This is a genomic window from Latilactobacillus sakei (assembly GCA_002953655.1).
GTDB classification, from domain to species: domain Bacteria; phylum Bacillota; class Bacilli; order Lactobacillales; family Lactobacillaceae; genus Latilactobacillus; species Latilactobacillus sakei_A.
In genome coordinates this window covers 1004272-1030547 of record CP025839.1, presented here as the reverse complement: position 1 = coordinate 1030547, position 26276 = coordinate 1004272, and the positions used below count along the sequence as shown (strand labels likewise).

Sequence of the window (26276 nt, the reverse complement as noted above, 5' to 3'; positions counted from 1 at the left end):
CGGATGCTTGCTCCCAAAATAAAAGAGCCGTCAATTTAACATTGACGGCTCTTTGATCGTTATTTAATTTTTGGTTCGTAGAAATGCCCCAAGATCTTGACCGCTTCTGTAATGCTGACAAAAGCGTGGTCATCAGCTTCTTTCATGACCATCTCCAGGTCATGCATTTCAAACCGTGAGATAACAGTGAATAACATCGTTTTTTCTTCGCGATTATAAGCCCCTTCAACGTCATGCACAATCGTAATCCCGCGACGCATCTCGTCTTGAATCATTTGAATCACGACTTTAGGGTTGTCCGTAATGATCATGACTTGCATCTTTTGTTGACGTGTATAGACCATATCGATGACCTTACCATTGACGAAAATGCTCAAAATACTATATAAAGCATGTTCCCAACCGAAGATAAAGCCAGCCGCAAAGACTAACGCAACGTTAAAGATAATATTGATGGTCCCAACAGAACGCCCGGTCTTCTTCCGAAGAACAATTCCGATAATATCTAACCCACCGGTTGAGATATCATTTTTCAAGGCCATCCCAGTCCCAAAGCCATTAATAACAGCCCCAAAAATCGCACAGATAATTGGGTTATCCGTCAATTGGGTCAACGGCATAATTTGAACCATCAAACTGGAGAAAATAACAGCAATAAACGTGTAAATTGTAAAGTGATGCCCAATTTTAAACCAAGCTAAAACAAAAAGTGGTACGTTTAGCAAGAATAACATCAAAGAAGTCGATAATGGAAATGGTAGAAACGGCATAAACTTTGCCGTCACGGTGTGAATAAATTGCGCGAACCCGGTAATGCCCGAGGCGTATACGCCGCCTTCTTCCCAGAAAAAGTTCAATGCAATTGATACACAAATCCCATATAAGATAGCCGCCGAAACTTTGGCCATGTTCTGATGTTTTCGCGCTAGATCGTCCACTTAATAATCACCTATCATTCGTTTTAATGTCTTCCATTCTAGCACACAAACCCTTAATACTAAAGGCTATTTTAGAATTAATCCGACCATTTTTCTCGAATAAAGGCTTTTCGCTTGACTTCTCCTAATTCTGCTCGCCAAGGTTCCTTTTTATAGAAGTCTTGATGATATTCTTCAGCAGGATAAAAGGGTTTAGCTGCTTCGATTTGTGTCACAATCGGCTCATCAAATCGACCACTGGCAATCAATTTTTCCTTGGATGCTTCCGCAATTGCCCGTTGTTGCGCTGAATTAACAAAGATTACTGGACGATAACTGTCGCCGCGGTCTTGGAATTGGCCCATGGCGTCTGTTGGATCTGTTTGGCGCCAATAAATTTCGACCAATTCAGCGTACGAAATCACTGCGGGATCAAACGTAATTTCAACTGCTTCGGTATGCCCCGTTGTATGTGAACAAACTTGTTCATAGGTTGGGTTAGCGACATGGCCACCAGTGTAACCAGAAACCACTTTAAGAATCCCTGGTTGTTGATCGAACGGATGCACCATACACCAGAAACACCCACCTGCAAAAATTGCTGTCTCAGTTGCCATTATTGACCCTCCTTTTCAAATAAGGTAAGATACTCGCCATACCCTGCAGCTTTTAAATCATCTTTAGGAATAAACTTCAAGGCTGCTGAATTGATACAATACCGCAGACCACCTTGTTCTTGCGGACCGTCCGTAAAGACATGGCCTAAATGCGAATCAGCATTCTGACTACGAACTTCAACGCGTTCCATTCCGTGTGATTGGTCCCGTTTTTCATTTAATTTAACAATGGGGCGCGTAAATGAAGGCCAACCACACCCAGCGTCATATTTATCTAAGGAACTAAATAGCGGCTCATGACTAACAACATCAACATAGATGCCTGGTTGATCAAATTGGTCGTACTCACCACTAAATGGCATCTCAGTTGCATTCTCCTGTGTCACCGCATATTGTTCCGGTGTTAATTGTTGTCGTAAATCATCGCTCATTATCCATCACTCCTTCGTGGTTATTATTATAGTCGGATGCACACAATTAGCGATTAATATGCTCACAAAAAAGGACTCCCCATTTGGGAAGTCCTTTTTGTTTAGTATTTTATTAATCTTTTTCAACTTCTGGTTCAACTTCTAAGCCAAGTTCATCTAATTGTGCTGGTGCAACACGACTAGGAGCATTCGTCATTGGTTCTGAAGCATGTGAGTTTTTAGGGAAGGCAATCACGTCGCGAATATTATCACGGCCGGCAAGTAGCATTGCGAAACGATCAAGGCCAATCGCGAAACCACCATGTGGTGGGAAACCGAAGTCCATGGCACTTAATAAGTGACCAAATTGTTCTTCGTAAGTTTCAGGACTGATACCAAGTGCTTTGAACATTCTTTCTTGGATATCACGTTGGTAGATACGAAGTGAACCGCCACCTAATTCATAACCGTTTAAGATAATATCATATGATTGCGCATGTGCTTTATGCGGATCAGTTTCCAATAAATCAATATCACTATCGTTTGGACGGGTGAATGGATGATGTGCTGCAATCCAACGACCAAAACCTTCATCGTATTCAAATAATGGCCAATCAACAACCCAAAGATAGGCAAATTGTGATTCATCGACTAAGCCCATGTCGTGTGCAAAGTGTTTCCGTAAGTAGCCTAAGCTATCGCAGACTACTTGGAATTTATCAGCGACAAAGAGTACTAAATCACCATCTTTAGCTGATAAGGCACCAAGTAATTCAGCTTCTTGTTCTTTTAAGAATTTAGCAGCTGGTCCTGTCAATTCACCATCAACAACTTTGACCCAGGCCATCCCTTTAGCACCGTAACGTTTGATGTATTCTGTTTGTTCGTCCAACATCTTCCGTGAGTACTTAGCAGCACCTTCTGGAACGACAATTGCGCGGACCAGATTACCACTATTAGCAGTGTCACTGAAGACCTTAAATGAACTAGTTTTCATCATTTCAGTTAAGTCTTGGATTTCAAGGCCAAAACGAATATCAGGTTTATCTGAACCGTAACGATCCATTGCTTCTTGCCATTTCATGCGTTTGAATGGCGTTGGCACATCAATCTGCATAACATCGTGCATGACTTGTTTGATAATACCTTCTGCTTGTTCTTGAATTTCTTCGGCACTCATAAATGATGTTTCAACATCGATTTGTGTAAATTCTGGTTGACGATCGCCCCGTAAATCTTCATCACGGAAACAACGGGCCATTTGGTAGTAACGATCAAAACCAGCATCCATCAAAAGTTGTTTGAAAACTTGTGGTGATTGTGGCAAGGCATAGAAACTGCCAGGATAAACACGAGATGGCACTAAGTAATCACGAGCGCCTTCTGGTGTTGAACGGGTTAAATCAGGTGTTTCGATGTTTAAGAAACCATTATTGTCCAAATATTTGTGGGCTGCTTGCGTAATTTGTGAACGGCGAATAATTGCTTGTTGCATTTCTGGCCGCCGTAAATCAAGGTAGCGATACTTTAATTTGGTTTCTTCAGAAGTCGTGATGCCATCTTTGATTTCAAAAGGTAAGTTTTTAGCTTCGTTTAAAATCGTTAATTCGCTCACGATGACTTCTACCTTACCCGTCTTCATATCTGGGTTAATAGCCGCTGCATCACGCGCTTGTACCGTCCCGGTCACTTCAATAACGTATTCATTACGTAAAGTGTTAGCAAGCGTTAAGATGTCAGCATTATCTTGGTTAAAGACTAATTGAACTAAACCTTCACGATCACGTAAATCAACGAAGATTAAATTACCTAAACTCCGACGTTTTTGAACCCAGCCATGTAATGTGACTGTTTGACCAACAAACGTTTCATCAACTAAACCACTGTAAGTTGTTCTTGTTTTCATTATGCATTCTCCTCTTGTGCTTTTAGTTCATTTTTAACTGCTGCAAAATCAGCTTCCAACGTCGTCAATGGCACTGTGATTTCAACCCCACTGGTCATATCCTTCACGTGGGCCGTCTTATCGGCTAATTCTGATTCACCGATTGTCACCACAAATTGGGCATTTAACTTATTAGCGGTCTTAAATTGGGCTTTTGGTTTCCGATCTAAATAATCACGATCAGCCGTTAAACCAGCTTCACGCAAGCTTTCAACCAAGTGAAGCGTGGTTGCACTCGTTTCAACACCGATGCCAACTACATAGGCATCTAAAACAGGTGCCGCGACTAGGTCACTATTTTGAGCGTTCATTAATAATAATAAGCGTTCAACACCTAGGCCAAAACCAACCCCCGGCATGTCAGGGCCACCCAGTTGTTCAACTAAACCACTGTAACGGCCACCAGCTAAGACGGTTGTATAGCCACGACCTAAAACTTTATTGTTCGTCATGATTTCAAAGATGGTGTGGTTATAATAATCTAAACCACGAACCATTTCAGTATCAACTTCGTATGGAATGTTTAATGATTCTAATAAAGTCTTCACTGTATTGAAATGCACTTTGGCTTCATCCGTTAAATAATCAAGAATGACGGGTGCATCTTTAACAATTTCTTGGTCCTTCGCATCTTTACTATCAAGAACCCGCAATGGATTCTTATGTAACCGGACCTTAGAATCGTCACTTAATTCATCAAAGTGTGGTTCCAAGTAGTTAACCAAGGCTTCATGATAAGCCGCCCGGCTAGCAGCATCGCCCAGTGTATTAATCGCTAATTTCAAATCGGTGATCTTAAATTCACGCAATAGCCGCATTGCCATGCTGATGACTTCAACATCCACCGCTGGACTTTCAGAACCAAATGATTCGACACCGATTTGGTGGAATTGACGTTGCCGACCTGATTGTGGTCGTTCATAACGGAACATAGGGCCCATGTAATACACCTTGTAAGGTTTTTGATGTTCAGGACCGTATAATTTATTTTCAACAAAGGCGCGGACAACACCGGCTGTGCCTTCTGGGCGCAACGCAATATGCCGATCCCCTTTATCCATGAAATCATACATTTCTTTGCTGACAATATCAGATGTATCACCTGAGCTTCGTGAAAAGACATCGTAGCTTTCGAATAATGGTGTTCTGATTTCCTTAAATTGATAACGCGCAAAAACGTCGCGCGCTGTTTTTTCAACAAGTTGCCATTGATCTGATTCTCCTGGCAAAATATCGGCTGTGCCTTTTGGCTTTTGATAACCCATGTTCCATTCCTCCAATAGATACCCAATAAAAAAACACCCCTGTTATTGAACAAGGGTGCTTGAATGCACGGTACCACCTTAATTTTTGCTTAAGCATAACGTTGTTAGCCAACGGCGTGTTAGACACGCAGACCTCAAAAGCAGTCAGGTGGACACCGTCAATTTCTTTCAGCTCTGAAATCGTCTCTGTTAAGTGGTGCGTTTACCATACTTTATCACTGGTCATCTCATATTCTCGTTGCTATTAGATTAACGTTATTTGAAAAAAAAGTCAATAATTCCTGAATTTTTTCTAATTTTTAAGGGTCAACCCCTTTAGATATCCACTATCTTTGCTATAATGAACCATATGAAGCTCTTATAAATAAATGACAAAGGTGTTGAAGATATGCAAAAACCTTTGAACTGGATAAAACGGTATCCTGCCGTTCTCATATTATTCATTCTAGTTGGTGTCGGTCTCTTCGCGACACACGTCCTTGCAACGTACCAACAAATTACTATTAAAGCCAACGTCGTTAATGTGCGCCAAGGACCCGGTCTTTCCTACGATACAATGGGCCAGGCAAGCAAAGGCGAAGTGATGAACGTTATCTCCCAAAAAAACAACTGGTACCAAGTCCGCTTGAGTGGCGACAAAATCGGCTGGGTTGCCAGTTGGTTGGTCAATAATACAGAAGTCAGCGCAACCTCTAACCGGGTCGCAACGGTTACCAACTCTTTTGCTAACGTCCGCCAAAGCAGCAATGCTAGCAGCCCACTGTTAGGAAAAGTCAATAAAGGCGACAAATTAACGGTTCTCTACCAACAAAACGGTTGGAGCCAAGTTAAATATAATTCAGCGGTTGGCTGGGTCCAAAGTGACCTGATTAGTATTTCTAACGAAGCACCAACAGCTGTTCAAACGGATACGAAAACAGATGATAGTGGCAGTCAATCCACTTCTGATATTAAATCCGTCACAACGCAATTGGATAATACTAAGTTGCGCAGCGGTCCTGGTGTCAACTACGCCTATTCTCAAGTCTATTCCGCCAACACGAAGCTAACGTATCTCGATAAGAGCGACACTTGGTACAAAGTTAAAGACTCAGACGGCAATACGGGTTATGTCGCCAGCTGGGTCGTCACCCCTTCAGCTAAGAACGAAGTCGTTAAAACAAGTGCTACCTCTCTTTCTGAAGCAACCATCGTTTTAGATGCCGGTCACGGTGGTAACGATGTTGGGGCGCTATCAAATAGTAATAAATACGAAAAGACTTATACGCTTAAGACCGTCGATGCGATCGCCAAGAAGTTACAAGCTGCAGGGGCCAACGTGGTCTTAACCCGTTCGTCTGATAAATTCGTCGATTTAGCACCACGACCAGCCCTTTCTAACAAATTACGTGCCGATGCCTTTATCAGTATTCATTTTGATTCCAGTGCGCAATCTAACCAAGCAAGTGGGACAACCACTTATTACTACTCAAATAGTAAGGATACTAGTTTAGCTAACGCGCTGAATAATCAAATCAAATCATTACCACTTACCAATCGTGGTGTTGAATATGGTAATTATCAAGTACTTCGCGATAACGAACGCCCTTCTGTTCTATTGGAAATGGGTTATATCAATTCTGATCAAGACTTTAATTACATCAGTAGTAGTAGTTATCAAGAAAAAGTGGCCGACGCCGTTTACGCCGGTTTACAAAACTATTTCAAATAATCACTATCAAAAAAGGCCCTCGAAATTTTCGAGGGCCTTTTTATGACTACTTTTATAAAATCGGAGCCAATAACCGGGCTAAATCTTGCGAAAGGCGCTGATTAGTTGTTTGTGCGTTTAACTGTTGTTTGGTGAGTGGCACGCTGGCTTTGAGATCCTTTTGGAAGGTCAATTCCAATGTATTGGTTAAGGCCGGATCATATAAAAAGTTCGTCGTTTCAAAATTAAGTTTAAAACTCCGAATATCCAAATTAGCCGTCCCCACCGCCGAAAGCTGGCCATCGACCATCATTGTCCGCGCTCTAAAAGCACTCGCTTTGTATAAGTAAATCTGGCCACCTGCTTTAACAATTTGCCTAGCATAATAGAGATTGGCATGTTGGACTAAGCTGTGTTTAGCCTTTTCAGGTATCATAATTTTAACGGTTACCCCAGAATTAATAGCGAGTATTAACGCTGCCAAAACAGAATCATCCGGAATAAAAAAGGGCGTTTGAATCCACAATCGTTTTTTAGCGGCCGCAATTAACTTCAAGAAACCCAGTTTGATTTCAGGCAAATCACGATCCGGACCGCCCGAAACAAGTTGCATACTAGTTTTGCCATGTTCAACAGAACTTGGAAAGTAGTGCTGGCTATAATAAACTTTTTGGCGTTGTGTCGCTGCATTCCAATCCATAAAAAAGCGTGATTGAAACGACAAGACACCATCACCACTCACCCGTAAGCGCGTATCTCGAACCGGTAAATGCGTATCAACACTATGTTGGTTAAAGTTGCCGAGATAGGCTGTGTTACCATCGATGACCACCAATTGGCGGTGGTTTCTAAAATTCAATCGAAAATTAATGAATCGAAACCGTGAACTGAAAAAGGGCGTTACTTGTCCCCCCGCTTCTTCTAGCGGTTTGAAAAAGGAACGCGGCACCTTTTGCGAGCCAAAGCCGTCATAAATAACGCGGACCTTAACCCCCTGATACGCTTTATAAGCGAGCGTCTTGATTAAGATGTGCCCGAAAGGATCATCGAAAAAAGCATAGTATTCTAGATGAATATGATCGCGAGCACGGCTCATATCGGCCAGTAGTCGTTCTTGGGCAGTGGTTGTGTCCGTTAAGACTGACACCTTATTTTCTTGCGTCAAAACAGCTGTATTAGATACTAAAAAGAGATTAATTAAGCTTTGAATCTCCGGTGTCGGTGAATGATGGTTTTGCTTGCGTCGTTGCCGTAATTCCGCTTTTTGTTGCGTCACCCGTGCATCAATCCCTAGTTTTGCTTGCGTCCGCAAATCGTAAAGATGCTCTGCTGATAATTTTTTACCAAAAAAGAGATAAAACCCAAACCCAATCACTGGCAACAAAATTAAAACGAGTAGCCAGGCCCAAGTTGCCGCAATATCTCTTGATTGCCGAAAAACGGTAATCACCGCTCCGATTGTATTAATTACTAATATAAGACTAAGAATTATGATAATCATCGTCGTCATCTCTGTCGCGTCCTATTCTTTAAACCACTTGGCTTGAATCTTCGCTAATTGTCCATTTTGTTTAAGGACTTGATACCGGCGATTAATAAAGCGTCGTAATTTTTGATCTTCGGGACGCATGCCAACCGCAAACTTCTCGGCCGCAAAAGGACTTTCAATGGCTTGAAAATCTGCCCCATTCGTCCGTGCTTTAATCTCAAAGTCAGCATAAACTTGATCAATTAAGATGCCCTTAATCCGCTTAGCTTGTAAATCAATAAAAGCATTGTTATAGGTATCATATAGGATTGGCGTTTGATTGGCAATTTTTTGTTTCAAAACAGCTGGTTGCCGATCCAATTGCGCCATCCCAGAAGAACCGGTTTGAACGCCCAAATTTTGACCTTTTAAATCAGCTAAGCGATTCACTGGGTTCTGTTTCATCGAGACAATCATCTGGTGATTCGTGAGATAGGGTTGACTGAAGGCTACTCTTTTAGCCCGTTCTTCGGTCTTAGAATAACCACTCCAAATTAAATCAATCGTTTGATTGTTCAATTCGGTTTCTTTCATATCCCAATCAATCGATTGGAAATCAACCTGAATACCACTGCCTTTAAAAATCGCCTTGGCTAATTCAACATCAAAGCCCGTCAATTGCCCGTTTTTCTCACGATAAGTCATTGGCACAAAGCTATCATCAATTCCGACCACCACTTTTTGACGGCGTTCAATCGTTGCCCAACTATCAGTTTTTTGCCGACTATGACAGCCCGCTAAGCTGACTAATAGCCCTAATAATAAGCCGGCGGTTGCTAATCTCTTTAATCTCATCATTTTTCGGCCTCGTTTGGTTGTAATTCAAAAACTTGATCAGCGATTTTATTTGCAAATTGAATATCATGGGTCACAACAATCTGGGTCATACCGTCTTCTTTAAGCCCCAGAATCAATTCTGCCACATTAGCGACTAACGATGGATCTAAGGCACTGGTTGGTTCGTCATAACACAAAATATCCGGTTGCATGGCTAGTGCACGCGCAATTGCCACTCGTTGCCGTTGACCACCTGATAATTGAAACGGATAAGCGGCTTCTTGTGCGCTTAATCCTAATTGTTGCAATAATTGCTGTCCTAATACGTTAGCTTTATCCTTAGCTAATTTTTTAACCATCTTAGGCGCTAACGTGACGTTTTCTAACACTGATAAATGCGGGAATAGCCGGAAATCTTGAAAAACAACGCCTATCCGGCCCCCTTTTTCAGCGGCACTTGGGACATATGTTTCACCATCAATCACAAATCGGCCACTATCCGGTTGGTCTAATCCACTGATTAAACGGAGCAATGTTGATTTACCCGCCCCACTAGGCCCTACGATTGCTAAAATACTGCCCGTTTCAACTTCTAAATTTAAGTCATTCAAAATTTGACGCCCTTTGAACGACTGATTAATATTTTCTACTTTAAACATCGATAAGTCCTCCTAACGGTAATAACGATAATATTGTTCTAAACGACCCAATAACCACGTACAAATGGCAGTTAACGCGAGATAAATGACCCCCACTAACAACAATGGCACTAAATTAACATCACGCGCGCTGGCAACGTTTCCTGCCCGTAATAAATCGCCAATCCCAATCACATAAACTAATGATGAATCCTTGATCAAATTAATGACTTCATTACCGACAGATGGTAAAACAATTTTAATCGTTTGAGGCACAATAATTTTTAAAATGGTTTGGGGATAGGTTAATCCTAAAACTGATGCGGCTTCGATTTGACCATCATCAACCGCTTGAAAGCCCCCTCTAAAGATTTCAGCAAAGTAAGCGGCGTAATTCAAGATAAAGGCAATTAATGCAGCGTCGAAACGATTAAAAACAATCCCAATCACCGGTAAGCCGTAAAAGACAAAAATTAATTGTAATAATAGTGGCGTCCCCCGCATTAACCAAACATACAAATTGAGTAAATAATGCAATGGCTTAAACTTAGATAACAAGCCGAGGCTTAATAATAACCCCAGTGGAATGGCACCAATCACAGTTAAACTAAAAATGGCTAACGTCATTTTAGCGCCACTTAAAAGCGCTGGTAAAATTGATAAACTATATTGCATGATAAAATCTCCCTTATATAAACATATCCTTCAAAATATTTTAGCTAAACGTTGCCACAAAAAAAGCCCTCTTCACGTTTACACGTCAAGAGGGCGATCATTCGCGGTTCCACCTCAGATTTTTGTTTACTTCACAGCAAACAACTCTACTAGTTTTAGACCAATAAAAAAGTCCCCTCGGATTACTCCAAGAGGACGAATATTATCGCGGTGCCACCTCAGTTTAATAAACAACTCACATTGCTTAAACTTATGTAGTTTCTAAAACTACAGCGATAACGGGCTAACGGATTATCTTACTAATTTCAGATAATCAACTCACGGATGTGCCACTAGTTTCGAAGGGCTGATTTACACCATACCTCAGCTCTCTGTGCCTTAAAAACTAATTTGGTCCGTTCAACGTTTTAAGTATTGTCATTATTCTAGTAATTCTCGCTCAAAAAGTCAACTATTTTTTACCAAAAAGTCGACCCCAAAAGCCAATTTTCTTTTCTTTAAGCGTCATCAAAGGGACTGTTTCGCCTAATAAACGGCGCGCAATATTACGATAACCTTGGCTAGCCGAGTTCTTAGGATCTAAGACAATTGGTTCGCCAGCATTGGATGTCTTGATAACCGCATCATCATCAAAAACAATCCCCAATAATGAAACCGAAAGATGTTTCGTAATTTCATCGACATCCATTGTTTCACCATCGTTCATCATGTGCCGACGAATTCGGTTAATCACCAAGCGTGGTGCAATTTGCATTTCAGTTTCTTCAAGCAAGCCAACAACGCGATCAGCATCACTAACTGATGAAATTTCAGGTGTTGCGACCACAATCGCACCATCTGCCCCAGCAATCGCGTTTTTAAAGCCGGATTCGATCCCAGCTGGACAATCAATAATCACAAAATCAAATTCTTCTTTTAACGCCGTCACAATCGCTGTGACGTCTTCTGGTACAAGTGCTTCTTTATCCGTGTTTTGTGCAGCTGGTAATAAATAGAGTTTTTCATCAAAGCGTTTATCTTTAATCAACGCTTGATGTAGTTTGGCACGGCCTTTGGCAACATCCACGATATCATAGATGATTCGATTACTTAATCCCAATACGACGTCTAAATTTCTTAAACCGATATCTAAATCAAGCAAACAAACTTTTTTATCCAAAAGCGCAAGCGCCGTTCCAATATTAGCGCTCGAAGTTGTTTTACCAACACCGCCTTTACCGGATGTGATGACCAAAGCTGTTCCCATTTTATTGCTCCTCCATTTTACGATATAATTTAGGATTGATTTGTTTTAAATCCGTTATCTCACCGTAATCGATGACGTGTAAATCATTAATATAACTAATACTTTGTGAATTAAAGGGCGTTTTCTTTGGATCAATAATTTCAACCGCATCAGCAATTCTAAGTTGGACTGCTTTCGTTAAATTCCCCGCAACAATGGCATCCGCATTATCTGGGAACCCAGCATGCACAATCCCTGCTACAGAACCTAAAATGAAAATACTTCCGGTAGCTTTAATCACAGCACCTTGATGTAGATTACCAACAAATAAAACATCACCGACATAGTTAACCTCTTGTCCGCTCCGAATAACATTCGGTTCAACATGAATACTATTTTCTTGCCGTTCGATTTGGGCTTGTTCAATCGTCATGACTGAAGATTGAATACTCATGATATCAAATTCAGAAAATGGTTCTAGCGTTTGATACAACGCCTTTTTTTGTTGTTCACTCAATAAACGCATCCCAGTCGTTAATTCGAGTTCAATCTTGTCATTACCTAACTTAGGTTGTTCTGAGCGAATTTTACTTAATAATGCGACAATTGAATCTAATGCTTGATCAAAATCGGCACCAGCATCAATGTTTAATTCGAATCCTTCTTTGCGTCCTCTTAACGTGACTGCATCCATAAAAAAATCAAACCCCTCATCGTTCTGATTTTAATTTTAGCAATAATTTCTTTAAAGGCAAATACAAAAAGATAAAAAAGACTAAGTTTAATGCAATTGTCGGTGCTAAAACGTTACTAATAAAATCAATTGGTGTCATACTTGTTAAATTAACAAGTCGATTCATAATATAAATGGGCGTCTCCAACAACGTTAAACAAATAACGTCGACTAACCCAATAAAGAACGGCGAATCTGGAATGTATTGCTTTAAATAACGCACGATATAAATAATCAGTGGCAGTACAAAAAGATACATCCCAATCATTCCCGTATAATATAAATCATACAAAAGACCAATCCCCACTGCATACCATGATAAATTCGTCTCTTCCGGTAGCACAAACGCAACCATGATAAACATTAACATAAACAATCGACTAATTAAGGTATGGTCTGGTGTATATAACCATTGCGATCCTAATGAACTAATCGCACCATCCAAGTAAAAAGCAACTAGCAAGTAAACTGGGATTAAATAGCGATGTTTCAAGCGAAATGTCCCCATATTACTCACCTTCAATCGAACGTTTGATAACCGTCACAACTGTTAAGTTATTTAAATCAGCGGCCGGTGTAACATAAACGGTCAACGCCAAACCATAGTCGTCCTTCTTAACTGAAGCCACCTTACCCAAGTAAAGGCCCTTAGGTGTCAAACCACCGAGGCCAGAAGTAACGACTTTGTCACCTTTAGCAATCGCGGTGTCGGTTTTAATCTGGCCTAATTTTAATTGTTTCTTATCTGAATTATAGCCTGTCATAATCCCGTTGACTTGTTTACCATCTTTGGTATTAACCACCGCGGCAAAACCATTACTATTACGACCAGTACTTGAAACAAGTTCTACCTTAGCATTAGTCTTATTAACTTCCGAAATCCGCCCGATAATGCCGGATTCAGACATCACTGGCATGTTTTTCTTAAGCCCGGCTAAAGCCCCTTTATTGATCACCAACGAATTCTGCCAATTATCCGGATTACGTGACAACACAGAAGCGTTAAGCGTTGTGTAATCCGTTAAAGTGCCCGCTAAGTTCAGTTCTTTTTTCAAGTTCTTATTTTCTTCTTTTAAGGTCTGCGCTTGCACCTTTGTTTGGGCTAAGTCATCTAACTGCGCTTTTAAGGCTTTATTTTCTTGATAAGTATTAACCAAGTCTGTCAATGCATCGACGCCCTTACCAATCCCATTAGCAGGAACACTAATGACTTGGTTGGTAATACCGGTCACGTCGTTGCCAAATTGCCGGATAAAGCTGGGACTCTTCTTGCTGTTGCGTAAGCCAACTGACATTGCAATAAAGCCCATGCAGACGATTAATGTCACCAATAAAATAATTAACTTTTTATTTGAAAAGAATTTTTGCATGGTTTATTCGCCACCATCCATCTTTAATATCGTAAATATGGGACAAAAACCGGTTATTAAGGGCCTTGTGCGGTTGATTCAAAAAAACCTGAATCAATCACTAATTTAGGCCTACTTAAACGCTAACCGCTCTTTGTCCCACAACTTTACGCTAATCTTAATTTTTTTTCATGACTTCGATATTCTTCAATGATTCACCAGTACCAACTGCAACACAGTCCAATGGATCTTGCGCAATGAAGACCGGTACTTTAGTGGCATCCGAAATTACTTCTGGTAAATGTTTTAATAAAGCCCCACCACCAGTTAAAACAATCCCGTGATCAATCACATCGGCTGCAATTTCAGGAGATGTTTCTTCAAGGGTTTCTTTGATTGCATCAATAATTGCTGTCACGATTTCTTTAATCGCTTCGGCAATATCACTTGCTTTGATATCAACCGTCTTTGGTAGCCCAGTGACTAAATCACGGCCCCGAACACTCATTGATTCAACTTCTTTAGCACGTTCTGGTGATGCTGAAGCAATCGCTAATTTGATTTGTTCAGCTGTCCGTTCACCAATTAATAGGTTACTGTTTTGACGGATGTAAGAAATAATTGCGTCGTCAAACTTATCGCCAGCCATTCGAATTGAACGACTTGAGACAATCCCACCTAAAGAAATGGTCGCAACGTCTGTTGTCCCACCACCGATATCAACAACCATGCTCCCAGTTGGATCCATCACAGGAAGTCCGGCCCCGATTGCAGCTGCAAAAGGTTCTTCAATCACATAAGCATCACGCGCACCAGCAACTTTAGTGGCATCGATAACAGCACGTTTTTCAACTTCTGTGACCCCGCTAGGCACACAAACCATTACAAACGGCTTGCTTGATGAATGGCCGATTGTTTTTTCGATAAAATATTTAAGCATTGCCGCAGTTGTATCGTAATCTGCAATAACGCCGTCTTTCATAGGACGAATCGCTACAATATTACCAGGTGTCCGGCCGATCATGTCGCGTGCTTCGGAACCGACAGCGATGACTTCACCTGTTTGTGTATTTTTGGCGACAACAGAGGGTTCTCTTAAGACAATGTCTTTCCCGTCCATATATACAAGTGTGTTTGCGGTACCTAAGTCGATACCAATATTTCTAGTCCCTAATCCGAACACTATTTTTCTCTCCTTCAATAACCAAACGTTTTTATAGTCATTGGCATTATATCATAATTTTTAATAATAAAAAACGCAATGTAGCTTCATGGTACCTGATTTTCAGGAGATTTTTCAAGTCTGCTTTAAAATTAATAGATTCTTAACAAGATTCCAGACACTTCTAATCAATCAAATACCCTTCCTCACGTAAACTTAGATACTGTGCACTGCCAATGATTAAATGGTCCAAACAAGTAATACCCATCAACTGCCCGCAATTGACAATTCTTTTTGTAAAATTGATATCTTGCGTCGATGGCGTTAATTGGCCACTTGGATGATTATGAACCAGAATAAACTTGGCGGCTGAATATTGAACCGCCCACTTAAAAACCTCTCGGGGGTGTGCAACAGAACTATTGAGTGTGCCCAGATAGAGTTGCTTAATCTGAATAATCTGATTTTTAACATCTAAATAGACTGCCAGTAACTGTTCTTGCGTCTCCCCCGCCAAGGATTCAATCATCCGTTGGCCCACCATCTGACTGGAAGCCACCACGCCAAAACGCAATGTACGTTGATTTTGGAGCCGCCGACTCAACTCACAAATCGCTTGGAGTTCAATTGCCTTAACTGGACCAATCCCCTCGATTTGCCGTAATTGCGCCAAATCAGCTTGCTCAAGGTCTTGAAAGTCGGGGTAGTGTTGCAATAACTTTTGTGCAACAGCTTCAACGGGCAAATGTTGAGTCCCCGAACGTAAAATCACAGTTGCTAATTGTTCATCACTTAGACTGGCCGCTCCATACAGTGCCACTTGTTCTCTGGGTTGTAGTTTTGATTGACTCGTTAACATCGCTATAGCCTCCTGCAAAAGGCATTTCTAACCGCCTTTTTGATTCATTTAACTATACGTGTTAATTAGCCCCTTATTTTTCTAAAAACGGAATAACTGCTGCTAAATTATCAACCGTTGCCAATGTTTGTTGCTTAGTCACCGCAGTTGGCGCAATCAAATCCGGTACCATAATCACTGGAATATCAGCCTTGCTAGCTGCTAAAATACCATTGGGTGAATCTTCGAGTACTAAAGCGCTAGGCGCTGGAATCGCAAGTTTATCTAAAGCCTTTAAAAAGATTTCTGGATGAGGTTTACCGTGGATTACTTCATCACCTGAGACAATCTGATTGAAGCGTGGCTTTAATCCGGTGCTTTGCATAAAATCTTCGACCATGGTTCTGAAATTACTAGAAGCAATTACGCGGTTAATACCGCGCTCATCACAGTAATCTAGCAACTCTACTAAACCAGGCTTAACGGCCACCCCTTGGTCTTGAATAATCTCATCTACTGTTTTATAAGATAAATCAATAAACTGTTTTACTAATTCTGGTGAACCTAATTTTTGTAAGAAATATTGACGTAAATAGGTATCCGTTGTTCCCAGAATAGCTTGATGGTCCTCTGCTGTCATTTCAAAACCCATTTTTTGCGCTGCTAATTGGTTAGCTTGATAATAAACTTTTTCTGAATCGACTAATAAGCCGTCCATGTCAAAAATAATTCCTCTAGTTTGCATACTACGACACTCCTTTAAAATAACTACGAATGGTACTAATCAAATACAATGAACCGGTCACTAATAAAACGTCATCCGCCGATAAATGGCTAATCATTGTGGTCAATGCCACCGGCCAATCCGCTTCAAATGAAATCGTGTCATCAACTGCCGCATATTGCGTCTGAGTGGCAGCCCGCGGGTTATCCGGGACCGTTGTTAATACTAAGCGGGTTGCTAGCCGATTTAGCTTAGGCAGCATTCCCGCCAGCGATTTATCACCCAATGCCCCAAATAAAATGTAAATATCTTGATGCTTAAATTGATGCTTGGCGGTTTTAACTAATTGTTCAACACCGGCTGGATTATGCGCCCCATCCAAGATGATTAATGGTTCATCATTTACTTTTTCAAACCGACCCGGCCAACTCACGTGAGCCAAACCCCGCTTAATTGGTTTAATATCAAGTGGCTGCTGCGTTAACGCTAAATACTGACAAAAGGTTTCTAACGCGACTGCGGCATTTTCAATCTGATAATCGCCCATCAACGGTATTTGAAGTTGCTTAAGCGTCACCGTTTGATTCTGAAAATTCAACTGTTGGCCCCAAGTTGGTAGGGTTTTAACTGCCGTTGTCGAAAAGTCGACCCCACTAATTGCTAGCGGACTAGCTAATCGTTTGGCCGTTTCAACAATCACCGTTTGCGCTTCTGCTGGTAATTTACCAATCACTACCGGATGCTGGGCTTTGATAATGCCGGCTTTTTGGGTGGCAATCGCTGCCAGCGTATCGCCTAGCAAGGCTTGATGATCTAGCCCCACCGAAGTAATCACCGAAATCAACGGTGTTAAGACGTTAGTAGAATCATATAAACCGCCAATGCCAACTTCAATAACCGCAATATCAACGGCTTGCTGTTTGAAATAAGTGAACATAATTGCAGTAATTAATTCAAATTCCGTCACTTCAAAGTCCGCGTCTGCTTGTTGAACTGTTTCAATGGTCTGTTGAACATATTGCGTAATCGCAACCAAATCAGCATCGGCAATCGGTTGTTGATCAATCGCAATCCGTTCATTGAAACGGGTAATAAATGGTGATGTGTAGCGACCAACTTTTAAACCCAATTCGACCAGCAAGCTACTGACCATATTGACTACTGAGCCTTTCCCATTGGTGCCTGTCACATGAATAAACTGTTGTCCCTGATGTGGATTACCGAGTGCCGCTAATAACTGGGTCATTCGGTTTAAATTTGCTTCTTTATGTAATCTTGGCCGTGAATGAATATACGCCAAAGCTGTTTCGTAATCTGTCACCAACATTGCTCAATCCCCTTTAACATGCTCCTTCCATTCTAGCATAGATTGACCGCTAATCGGTTGCCAAAAACTGATGGCACACAAAAACACCACCTTAAAATAAGGTGGTGTTTTGAGATGTACTTTAACGGGCTGCTTTTAGTTCTGCAAGCCGTTTTTCAACTGATTGATATTGTTGTTCATAATCAGCTTGTTTATCGCGTTCTTCTTGGACGACTTTTTCAGGGGCACGGTCAGTGAAACCTTTATTGGCTAACTTACCTTGTGCGCGTTTGATTTCGCCGTTTAGACGTTTCAATTCGCCTTCTAAGCGCGTAATTTCTTCGTCTAGGTCCAATAGTTCTGCCAATGGCACGTAAACTTCAGCACCACTGATAATGGCTGTCTTCGCTAATGCAGGGGCTGTTAGGCCTTCGGCAATTTCAAGTGATTTAGGATGAACGAAACGTTCGATAAAGTCTTGATTTTGCTTAAAGATGGCCATCAAAGGTGTATCTTGGATGTTGATTAAGATATCGATTGGCTTGCTTAATGGCGCATTTGCTTCTGAACGGATATTCCGAACACTTCTGATTAAGTCGATCAAGGCGTTCATTTGAGTTGTTGCTTCTTGATCATCTAATGCAGCATGTACTTCAGGATAGCTAGCGGTCATGATTGATGCGCCAGTATGTGGCATACTTTGCCAAATTTCTTCCGTTACAAATGGCATTACTGGGTGTAATAGACGCAATGTTTGGTCCAATACGTAGGCTAAGTTATAGCGTTTATTGGCAATTGCTTCTTGATCATCACCATAAAGCACTTCTTTAGCCATTTCAATATACCAATCACAGAAATCATTCCAGATAAAGTTATACAATGTCCGACCAGCTTCACCAAATTCAAAGCCTTCGTATAAACGGGTCACGTCAGCAACCGTTTGGTTTAATTGACTTAAGATCCATTTATCCGTTAAATCGAGGTTAGCAGCTTCTGGAACCTTAGTTGGTGCTGGTGTATCTTCAAGATTCATGATCACGAAACGACTCGCGTTCCAAATCTTATTAATGAAGTTCCAGGCAGCATCCATCTTCGTATAACTGAAACGCACATCTTGACCAGGTGTTGAACCAATTGTTAAGAACCAACGTAATGCATCGGCACCGTATTTTTCAATGACTTCCATTGGGTCAATCCCGTTGCCAAGTGATTTACTCATCTTACGGCCTTGTTCATCCCGGATTAAACCATGAATGAGGACGTGTTCGAATGGGCGTTGTTCCGTGAATTCCAAACTTTGGAAGATCATTCGTGATACCCAGAAGAAGATGATGTCATAACCAGTTACCAACGTATTGGTTGGGAAATAGCGTTTGAAATCAGGTGCTTCGGTGTTAGGCCAACCCATTGTTGAAAATGGCCATAAGGCACTACTGAACCATGTGTCTAAGACGTCAGAATCTTGGATCCAGTTTTCAATATCTGCTGGTGCTTCTTCGCCAACATACATTTCACCAGTTTGTTTATGGTACCAAGCTGGAATTTGGTGTCCCCACCATAATTGACGTGAAATAACCCAATCATGAACGTTTTCCATCCATTGTGTGAAGGTATTTTCGAAACGTTCTGGCACAAAGTTAACCTTTTGATCTGTTTCTTGATTCTTCAAAGCCATTTCAGCAAGTGGCTTCATCTTAACAAACCATTGGGTTGAAAGCCGGGCTTCAACTTGAACACCAGTCCGTTCTGAATGACCAACACTATGCGTCATTGGCTCAACTTTGATTAAGAAACCTTGTTCTTTCAAGTCAGCAACAATTGCTTTACGTGCTTCAAAACGATCCATCCCGTTATACTTACCGGCACTTTCGTTCATGCTTGCATCTTCATTCATCACGTTAATCCGTGGTAAGTCATGACGGTTACCAACTTCAAAATCGTTAGGGTCGTGCGCTGGTGTAATCTTAAGCGCCCCTGTTCCAAAATCCTTATCAACATAGTAATCAGCAATAATGGGAATTTCACGATTCATCAATGGCAATGTGACCGTCTTACCAACAAGATCAGCGTAACGTTCATCATCTGGGTGAACGGCAATTGCTGTATCACCAGGTAATGTTTCGGGACGTGTTGTGGCAATTTCGATGCTACCAGAACCGTCTGTCAATGGGTAGCTGACATGATAAAAGGCCCCTTCATCATCTTGATGAAGCACTTCGATATCTGATAAAGCAGTCCGCGCTTTTGGATCCCAATTGATGATATATTCGCCACGATAGATTAAGCCCTTGTTGTATAAGTTAACAAAGACTTTACGAACAGCGTCTGATAAACCATCGTCTAATGTGAACCGTTCACGTGAGTAATCAAGTGATAAGCCCATTTTGGCCCATTGATCATGAATTGTTGCGGCGTATTCATCTTTCCATTCCCAAACTTGATCGATGAATTTTTCGCGGCCAAGGTCATAACGTGAGATACCTTGTTCTGCTAATTTCGCTTCAACTTTGGCTTGGGTTGCGATACCGGCGTGATCCATTCCTGGTAGCCATAACACATCGTAACCTTGCATCCGTTTTTGGCGAATTAACATATCTTGTAAAGTTGTATCCCAAGCATGGCCTAAATGTAGTTTACCTGTAACATTGGGCGGTGGAATAACAATTGAATATGGTTTTGCATCTGGATTGGCATTTGGTTTAAATAAATCTTCTTTTAACCAATCTTGATAACGACCGTCTTCGACTTGATTAGGATCGTATTTGGTTGACATTTCTTTGTGATCAGTCATCTGCTTCACTCCTTTTGAATATTGCGTTTAATGGCAAACAAAAAAGCATTCCTCACAATAGGACGAATGCTTTTTCGCGGTACCACCTAAATTAGGACTAGACTAGTCCCCAACTCATGATTTGTTAACGAACGAAATGGTCCGGTTAGCCCTACTGAATTTCAGGTTAACAGCTCACAAGCTACCGATTAATTGGTCATTGGAAGACGTCTCAGCCATGCATCTTCTCTCTAAACTAGCCCCACATTAATCGCTCTTGTTCAACGCGTTGTTAATAGTTTAGCTGAGTCGACGCCAAAGGTCAATAGGCTAGGCCCTTCATTCCTCAAATAATAATAAAGTTTGCAGTTCTGCCGTTAAATCTAAATAGCGCACATTGATATGCCGTGGCACTTGCAGACGTGTCGGTGCAAAATTCAAAATCGACGTAATCCCGGCATCAATCAATTGCTCAGCTGACTGTTGTGAGGCTTCACTAGGCACGGTCGAAATCGCCGTTGTGATGCCAGCAGCGGGAATAACAGTTGCCAGTTGGTCAATGGGATAAATCGGAACCCCATTTAAGTTTTGTCCGACTAATGCGGGATTCGTATCAAACGCACACGTAATCTGTAAGTTAGCGTTGCGTCTAAAGTTATTTTCAATTAGGGCCCGCCCCAAATTGCCAACCCCAATAACGGCCATTTTAGTTAAAATATCGGCTTTCAAAACAGCCGAGAAAATTTGAATTAAGTGACTCACTTCATAACCATAACCACTCCGGCCTAAGTCACCAATATAAGAAAAGTCGCGGCGAATCGTCGCCGAAGGAATGGCCACCAATTTTGCCAATTGTTCCGATTTAATCCGCTCGATACCATCTGTTTCGAGCAGTTTAAAGTAACGATAATAAATTGGAATCCGTTTAGCAACTGCTTCTGGTAAATCATGCTTTGGCGTTCTCATTTTGCTAACCTCACTTTATTAATCCTGATAAATTTATCATAACATAAGCGCTTTCATTTTTGTGAAATATTTCATATTCTTTTAAAACAAAAAAGCCCAACCATTTCTGGTTGGACCTTTCGATGCTATAAAAGTTCAGCGATAATTTCTTCGTCTTGATTTAAGAATTGATCGCCTGCTTTAATTTCCGTTACCTTAACACCGGCAAGTGAGCGTTCGATTAAAGCGTCGACATCAATTCGTTGTTCGTAAAAACGTGTTTTATCCAAATTAGGACGCGTTTTTGGTGCTGGTGGTGCAAAAATCGTACAACAATCTTCAAATGGCATAATTGATAAATCATACGTATCGATATCTTTAGCGATTTCGATGATTTCATTCTTATCCATCGTTGCTACTGGGCGGACGATCGGCGTTGTTGTGACATCGTTGATTGCCAACATGCTTTCAAGCGTTTGTGAGGCCACTTGGCCAACTGATTCACCATTAAAAATCGCTAATCCTTGACGTTTAGCCCGAATTTGATCCGTTAAACGCAACATCATCCGTCGTTGAATCGTCATCAAGTAACCTTCTGGTACAGAATGTTTCACTTCTTCTTGAATTTCCGTGAATGGGACTTCGATAAACTTAATCCCGCCAACGTATGGTACCAATTTAGCCGTTAATTCTTTCGCCTTATTTAAAGCATTATCACTTGTGTATGGTGGGCTGAAGAAATGAACCATTTCAATATCCACGCCCCGTTTAAGCGTTAAATAGCCCGCAACTGGTGAATCAATCCCACCAGACAACATCAACATCCCTTTACCGGCTGAGCCAACAGGTAAACCACCGGCCCCTTGGATCACTTGGTTCGTCAAATAAATCGCATCTTGGCGAATTTCAACGCGCAAAGTGATATCTGGTTTTTTCATTTGAACTTCTAGTTCTGGTAATTCGTCTGATAAGTAACCGCCCAATTCACGGTTCATATCATTGGTATCCAAGAAGAAGTTATGATCCGAACGCCGCGTATTAACCTTGAAAGTCATACCGGGCTTGCCGATTTCTTTCATCATCGCTAAAGCTGTTTCTTTAACCGAATCTAAATCGCGATTAACTTGAATACTTGGTGAGAAGTTTTGAATCCCGAAAACGTGGCGTAAGCGTTCGATAACCCCTTCAGCATCGTCACCGTTTAAAACAATGTGCATCCGGTCACGTTTAGGATGAATGCGGAGCTGTTTATATTCGTGGAGCGCTTTGGTCACATTACCGTTCAAACGACCGATAAAGTCATTACGGTTTTTACCTTTTGTTGAAAGCTCGCCATAGCGAACCATAATTTCAGTGTATTGCATTAATATCTCCCTTAATGTTTAATTTTAAGAATTAATTTTCTTGAAACGGTGGTTAATTTGGTCAAAAGCTTTGATGAATTCGTCTGCTTCAGCTAACGTGTTATATTCGTCCAATGAAATCCGAATGGCACTTGTCGCAATCTTTTCATTAACATGCATTGCTTTTAACGTACTTGATTCCATGCCCTTCTTAGAAGAACAAGCACTCGTCGTTGAAATATAGATTTCATGTTCTTCAAAAGCATGCACCGTCGTTTCACCCCGAACACCCTTGATTGCAAAGCATAAGATATGCGGTGCAAAATCAGACGTCAATTGTGAAAACATCACCGTTTTTTCAGCTTGGCTGACGTGTTGATAGATGCGTTCACGGATGGCTGCTTGTTTTTGAACCTTTTGTGCTTCATCAGTCAACAACAACCGCAGCGCCTTCGCCATGGCGGCAATTGCCGGAACATTTTCGGTACCAGAACGCAAATCATGTTCTTGCCCCCCACCGGTTAATAACGGTGCGAGATGCCGACTCCGTTTTTTGTATAAAATCCCTGTTCCCCGTGGGCCATGGAACTTATGCCCAGAAAGTGTTACAAAATCAACGCGGTCGTTAAAGATTTCTTTTTGGATACCTTTACCGATGCCTTGAACCGCATCAACGTGGAAATGAATATTAGGATAATCTTTTAAGATTTCTGCCGCTGCCATTAATGGTTGACAGGTCCCAATTTCATTATTAACGGCCATGATTGACACCAAAATAGTATCGGAACGAATCGCTGCTTTTAAATCAGCCGGATTAATCCGCCCAAACTTATCAACTGGTAAGTAGGTTACTTCAAAACCTAATTTTTCGAGTTGTTGCATTGATTTGATGATGGCTGGATGTTCAACGGACGTTGTGATTAGATGCTTACCAAAAGCACTCTTTTCAATCGCAGTGCCTTTTAACACCCAGTTGTCACCTTCAGTCCCGCCACTGGTGAAGTAGATTTCATCTGATTGAACCCCTAATAAATCGGCAATTTGCTGCCGTGATTGTTCTAGTAGATGGAATGCTTTTTCGCCGACAACGTGTAAACTTGAGGGATTACCGTAAAACTGTTCGCTGACTGCCTGGTAAGTTTGAAGCGCGCCGGGCGCTATCTTGGTAGTCGCACTATTATCAAAATAAATCATTATCGATCCTTCTTACTAAAAATTAGTATTTAAACTTTTTTAATTATAACAAATTCTTTTATAAAGACCAGTGTTCTATCTTACATTAAACACAAGAATGGGCCAAAAGACAACACCTGATTAATATCAGCGCTATCTTTTAGCCCACTTTTTTAAAGATTATAATGCATCCGTTTGTTTTTGATTATAATAGTTCTTTTCAACTTGTGTATAAGCCCCTGGATCAATTCGTTCTAAAGCTGTTGCTAAAATATCAACTGCCTTAGGATAATCAAATTCACGATTAAAGACCGCTTGCGCTTCCTCACAAGCCGCTTGAATTTCTGGGAAATCAATTCGGTAGCGGTTAGCATATTGCAATAGTTGTTCTGTAATCAACGCGCTATCGATTAAATTATTAGTTTTCACTTTCAATTTATCTAAATCATCTTGGATGAGTACCATTTGTTTGGCAATTTCGTCTAAATTAATCTTAATCTGACTTAAATCATGATCTAAACGTTTAATCTCATCCGTGACAACGAAGAAGAAATCAAGGTAACTGTCCGCAAGACCTGGTAAATGTAATTTTTCAACGGTTCGTTTTAAGTTCCGCAATTCTAATTCGAATTGTTGCAAGTTCTCATTAGCAACTGCTTCACCTTGATGTAAGCCTGAAACTCGTTCATGGATATCTCTTTGTTGTGTTTCAATATCAGTCAATCGTTCATCAATGGCCATTAAATCATCCGCAATAACGGAATAGACGGCTTCATGATTTGCAATCTTGCCTTGGTGCCCTTCAAGAATTGCTTTTTGTTCATTAATTTGTTTCGTTAATTTCTTAGCCGTCACTAACTCATCATGTGTTAAAGCATAGCTTTGGTTTAAATGATCAAGTTCTAATAATAATTCTCGGTTTTGCGTTTGGGCATGAGAGACAATCGTTTCAGTCTTACCAATATGTTCTTCAACCGTTTGGCGCGCGTTCAATTCAACCTCTAAACTTGCGTAAAGTTGATCAATATTTTGCGCAATTTCACCATTATTGGCTTCAACAGATTCAATATCAAGAGCTTCCATTAAATCTAAACTCTTATCCACACGTTCTGTGACCTGCGTGAGTTGTACTTCTAATTGATCATCACCAAAATTATAATGCTCCCGCAACATGGCTTGATACGTTTCACTAATCTCATCAATTTGTTCGGGAAATTCATTAGCTAATTCGCTATAGCGCTTTGGAATACGCGCCATTTTATCTTCTAAATCATCAGTTTGTGCTATTAATTTTTGTAACATCATTTTAGCACCTAAATAATCCCCGGCGCCGGTTAATTCATTAGCCTGATTAAAGTCAGTTTCTAGTTGCCCTAAAATATTTTCTAAACCCGCTAACCCTGGTCCAAACGAAAAGCTCTTCGTCAAAAGCCGCTTACGTAGGCCTTGATATTTTACACGCAAGGTTTCGATTTGTTCCCGCGTATCGGCCTCGTTTGACAATAACTGATCTAATGCGTCTTGCACATCAATAAGATCTTGATCCGTTTCCTTCAGATAAGCACGTAATTGTTTTAAAATTCGTGCGACTAATAGGAATTGATATTTACCATTGGCTGTTTCCGCATCAAATAAATAAGCCTCAATCGCCTCAAAATTATGATTAGTAATCTCGTTGTATTGTTTTTCCCAGCGATCAAAGTTTTGTTGGCTTTCACCTGTTAAACGGAGTGCGCGCAACTTCGTTAATCGTTCGGGAATCGGCAACGCCATTAAAGCGCCCTTGCGTTCTTCTAAACTTTTAATTTGTTTGGTGAAGTAACGCTGATAAAAAGCAACTCCTAAGTAGCCAATCAAAACCACGACTACAATTCCTATGAGAATGTAAAGCATTCAAAGACCCACCCTTTTGCGATTTAACTCAGATTTTTAAATAGTTAACCGATTTCTTTATTACAAACTAATCTTGATTATAGCATGAATAAGCCTTTGATACAGTACTATTTGCTGATAAATTGTATAAAAATTAAACCAAACAGCTATTAAAATAACTTGCGTTGTCCCAATGAATAAGCTATACTAGCCATTGTGTAAAATAATGCAGCAGTAAACGGTAAAGCCGTCAACAGTTCATTTGCCCAGAGTTTTGGTTCAATTGTGTAACCTTGCGGCTGCAAAGGTGAAGATTGTTAATAAGTGAACTGAACGATTACTAAGTTTACATCGGATTATTTTACTCCAAAACA

At 40.9% G+C, this 26276-nt stretch carries 23 protein-coding genes; 1 reads left to right on the top strand and 22 read right to left on the bottom strand.

Going from position 1 to position 26276, the window contains the following annotated elements:
* Positions 1 to 59 precede the first annotated feature (59 nt).
* The 5 genes from C0213_05130 to C0213_05110 form a co-directional block, all read right to left on the bottom strand.
* Positions 60 to 938 carry a YitT family protein gene (locus tag C0213_05130; protein ID AUX11815.1) on the bottom strand — a complete coding sequence of 293 codons (879 nt, stop codon included), beginning with the start codon at positions 936 to 938 and terminating at the stop codon, positions 60 to 62.
* A gap of 77 nt (positions 939 to 1015) precedes the next feature.
* On the bottom strand, positions 1016 to 1534 hold the full coding sequence (gene msrA / locus C0213_05125; GenBank protein ID AUX11814.1) for a peptide-methionine (S)-S-oxide reductase: 519 nt from the start codon (positions 1532 to 1534) through the stop codon (positions 1016 to 1018).
* A complete protein-coding gene (gene msrB / locus C0213_05120) occupies positions 1534 to 1965 on the bottom strand; it encodes a peptide-methionine (R)-S-oxide reductase (protein AUX11813.1) in 432 nt (143 codons plus the stop codon). Before msrB ends, msrA begins: the two co-directional genes overlap by 1 nt.
* 112 nt (positions 1966 to 2077) lie before the next feature.
* Entirely contained in the window at positions 2078 to 3850 is a 1773-nt protein-coding gene (locus C0213_05115) for an aspartate--tRNA ligase (protein AUX11812.1), read from the bottom strand.
* A complete protein-coding gene (locus tag C0213_05110; protein ID AUX11811.1) occupies positions 3850 to 5154 on the bottom strand; it encodes a histidine--tRNA ligase in 1305 nt (434 codons plus the stop codon). Before C0213_05110 ends, C0213_05115 begins: the two co-directional genes overlap by 1 nt.
* 388 nt (positions 5155 to 5542) lie before the next feature.
* Here C0213_05110 and C0213_05105 point away from each other — a divergent pair, with 388 nt between their 5' ends.
* Positions 5543 to 6865 (top strand): N-acetylmuramoyl-L-alanine amidase, encoded by a 1323-nt coding sequence (locus tag C0213_05105; GenBank protein AUX11810.1) that lies wholly within the window; start codon positions 5543 to 5545, stop codon positions 6863 to 6865.
* Between the two features lie 52 nt (positions 6866 to 6917).
* Here C0213_05105 and cls read toward each other — a convergent pair whose 3' ends face one another.
* The 17 genes from cls to C0213_05020 all read right to left on the bottom strand — a co-directional run bounded on the left by cls (position 6918) and on the right by C0213_05020 (position 25923).
* The gene (gene cls / locus C0213_05100; protein ID AUX11809.1) at positions 6918 to 8354 is read right to left on the bottom strand and encodes a cardiolipin synthase; all 1437 of its coding nucleotides are present in this window, start codon (positions 8352 to 8354) and stop codon (positions 6918 to 6920) included.
* 12 nt (positions 8355 to 8366) lie between these two features.
* A complete protein-coding gene (locus tag C0213_05095; GenBank protein AUX12814.1) occupies positions 8367 to 9167 on the bottom strand; it encodes an amino acid ABC transporter substrate-binding protein in 801 nt (266 codons plus the stop codon).
* The gene (locus C0213_05090; GenBank protein ID AUX11808.1) at positions 9167 to 9808 is read right to left on the bottom strand and encodes a polar amino acid ABC transporter ATP-binding protein; all 642 of its coding nucleotides are present in this window, start codon (positions 9806 to 9808) and stop codon (positions 9167 to 9169) included. Before C0213_05090 ends, C0213_05095 begins: the two co-directional genes overlap by 1 nt.
* A 12-nt stretch (positions 9809 to 9820) precedes the next feature.
* Positions 9821 to 10462 carry an amino acid ABC transporter permease gene (locus C0213_05085; protein AUX11807.1) on the bottom strand — a complete coding sequence of 214 codons (642 nt, stop codon included), beginning with the start codon at positions 10460 to 10462 and terminating at the stop codon, positions 9821 to 9823.
* Positions 10463 to 10913: 451 nt separating this feature from the next.
* Positions 10914 to 11708 carry a septum site-determining protein MinD gene (gene minD, locus C0213_05080; GenBank protein ID AUX11806.1) on the bottom strand — a complete coding sequence of 265 codons (795 nt, stop codon included), beginning with the start codon at positions 11706 to 11708 and terminating at the stop codon, positions 10914 to 10916.
* Between the two features lies 1 nt (position 11709).
* The gene (locus tag C0213_05075) at positions 11710 to 12381 is read right to left on the bottom strand and encodes a septation inhibitor protein (protein AUX11805.1); all 672 of its coding nucleotides are present in this window, start codon (positions 12379 to 12381) and stop codon (positions 11710 to 11712) included.
* A gap of 16 nt (positions 12382 to 12397) precedes the next feature.
* The gene (mreD, locus tag C0213_05070) at positions 12398 to 12943 is read right to left on the bottom strand and encodes a rod shape-determining protein MreD (protein AUX11804.1); all 546 of its coding nucleotides are present in this window, start codon (positions 12941 to 12943) and stop codon (positions 12398 to 12400) included.
* Entirely contained in the window at positions 12930 to 13790 is an 861-nt protein-coding gene (gene mreC, locus C0213_05065; GenBank protein AUX11803.1) for a rod shape-determining protein MreC, read from the bottom strand. The genes mreD and mreC overlap by 14 nt, the downstream gene beginning before the upstream one ends.
* Positions 13791 to 13947: 157 nt before the next feature.
* Positions 13948 to 14952: a rod shape-determining protein gene (locus C0213_05060; GenBank protein ID AUX11802.1), complete on the bottom strand. Its 1005-nt coding sequence runs from the start codon at positions 14950 to 14952 to the stop codon at positions 13948 to 13950.
* Positions 14953 to 15115: 163 nt separating this feature from the next.
* Positions 15116 to 15790 (bottom strand): hypothetical protein, encoded by a 675-nt coding sequence (locus C0213_05055; protein AUX11801.1) that lies wholly within the window; start codon positions 15788 to 15790, stop codon positions 15116 to 15118.
* Positions 15791 to 15863: 73 nt separating this feature from the next.
* Complete coding sequence (locus C0213_05050; GenBank protein AUX12813.1) at positions 15864 to 16487, bottom strand: haloacid dehalogenase; 624 nt, start codon at positions 16485 to 16487, stop codon at positions 15864 to 15866.
* A 28-nt stretch (positions 16488 to 16515) separates the two neighbouring features.
* A complete protein-coding gene (locus C0213_05045; GenBank protein AUX11800.1) occupies positions 16516 to 17820 on the bottom strand; it encodes a bifunctional folylpolyglutamate synthase/dihydrofolate synthase in 1305 nt (434 codons plus the stop codon).
* A gap of 121 nt (positions 17821 to 17941) precedes the next feature.
* Positions 17942 to 20590 (bottom strand): valine--tRNA ligase, encoded by a 2649-nt coding sequence (locus C0213_05040; GenBank protein ID AUX11799.1) that lies wholly within the window; start codon positions 20588 to 20590, stop codon positions 17942 to 17944.
* A gap of 318 nt (positions 20591 to 20908) precedes the next feature.
* Positions 20909 to 21535, bottom strand: coding sequence for a redox-sensing transcriptional repressor Rex (locus C0213_05035; GenBank protein ID AUX11798.1), 627 nt, complete (start codon positions 21533 to 21535; stop codon positions 20909 to 20911).
* Between the two features lie 125 nt (positions 21536 to 21660).
* On the bottom strand, positions 21661 to 22878 hold the full coding sequence (locus C0213_05030) for a tRNA 4-thiouridine(8) synthase ThiI (GenBank protein ID AUX11797.1): 1218 nt from the start codon (positions 22876 to 22878) through the stop codon (positions 21661 to 21663).
* Positions 22879 to 22902: 24 nt separating this feature from the next.
* Entirely contained in the window at positions 22903 to 24051 is a 1149-nt protein-coding gene (locus C0213_05025; protein AUX11796.1) for an aminotransferase, read from the bottom strand.
* A gap of 159 nt (positions 24052 to 24210) precedes the next feature.
* Positions 24211 to 25923, bottom strand: a complete 1713-nt coding sequence (locus C0213_05020; protein AUX11795.1) for a septation ring formation regulator EzrA — start codon at positions 25921 to 25923, stop codon at positions 24211 to 24213.
* Positions 25924 to 26276: the final 353 nt, after the last annotated feature.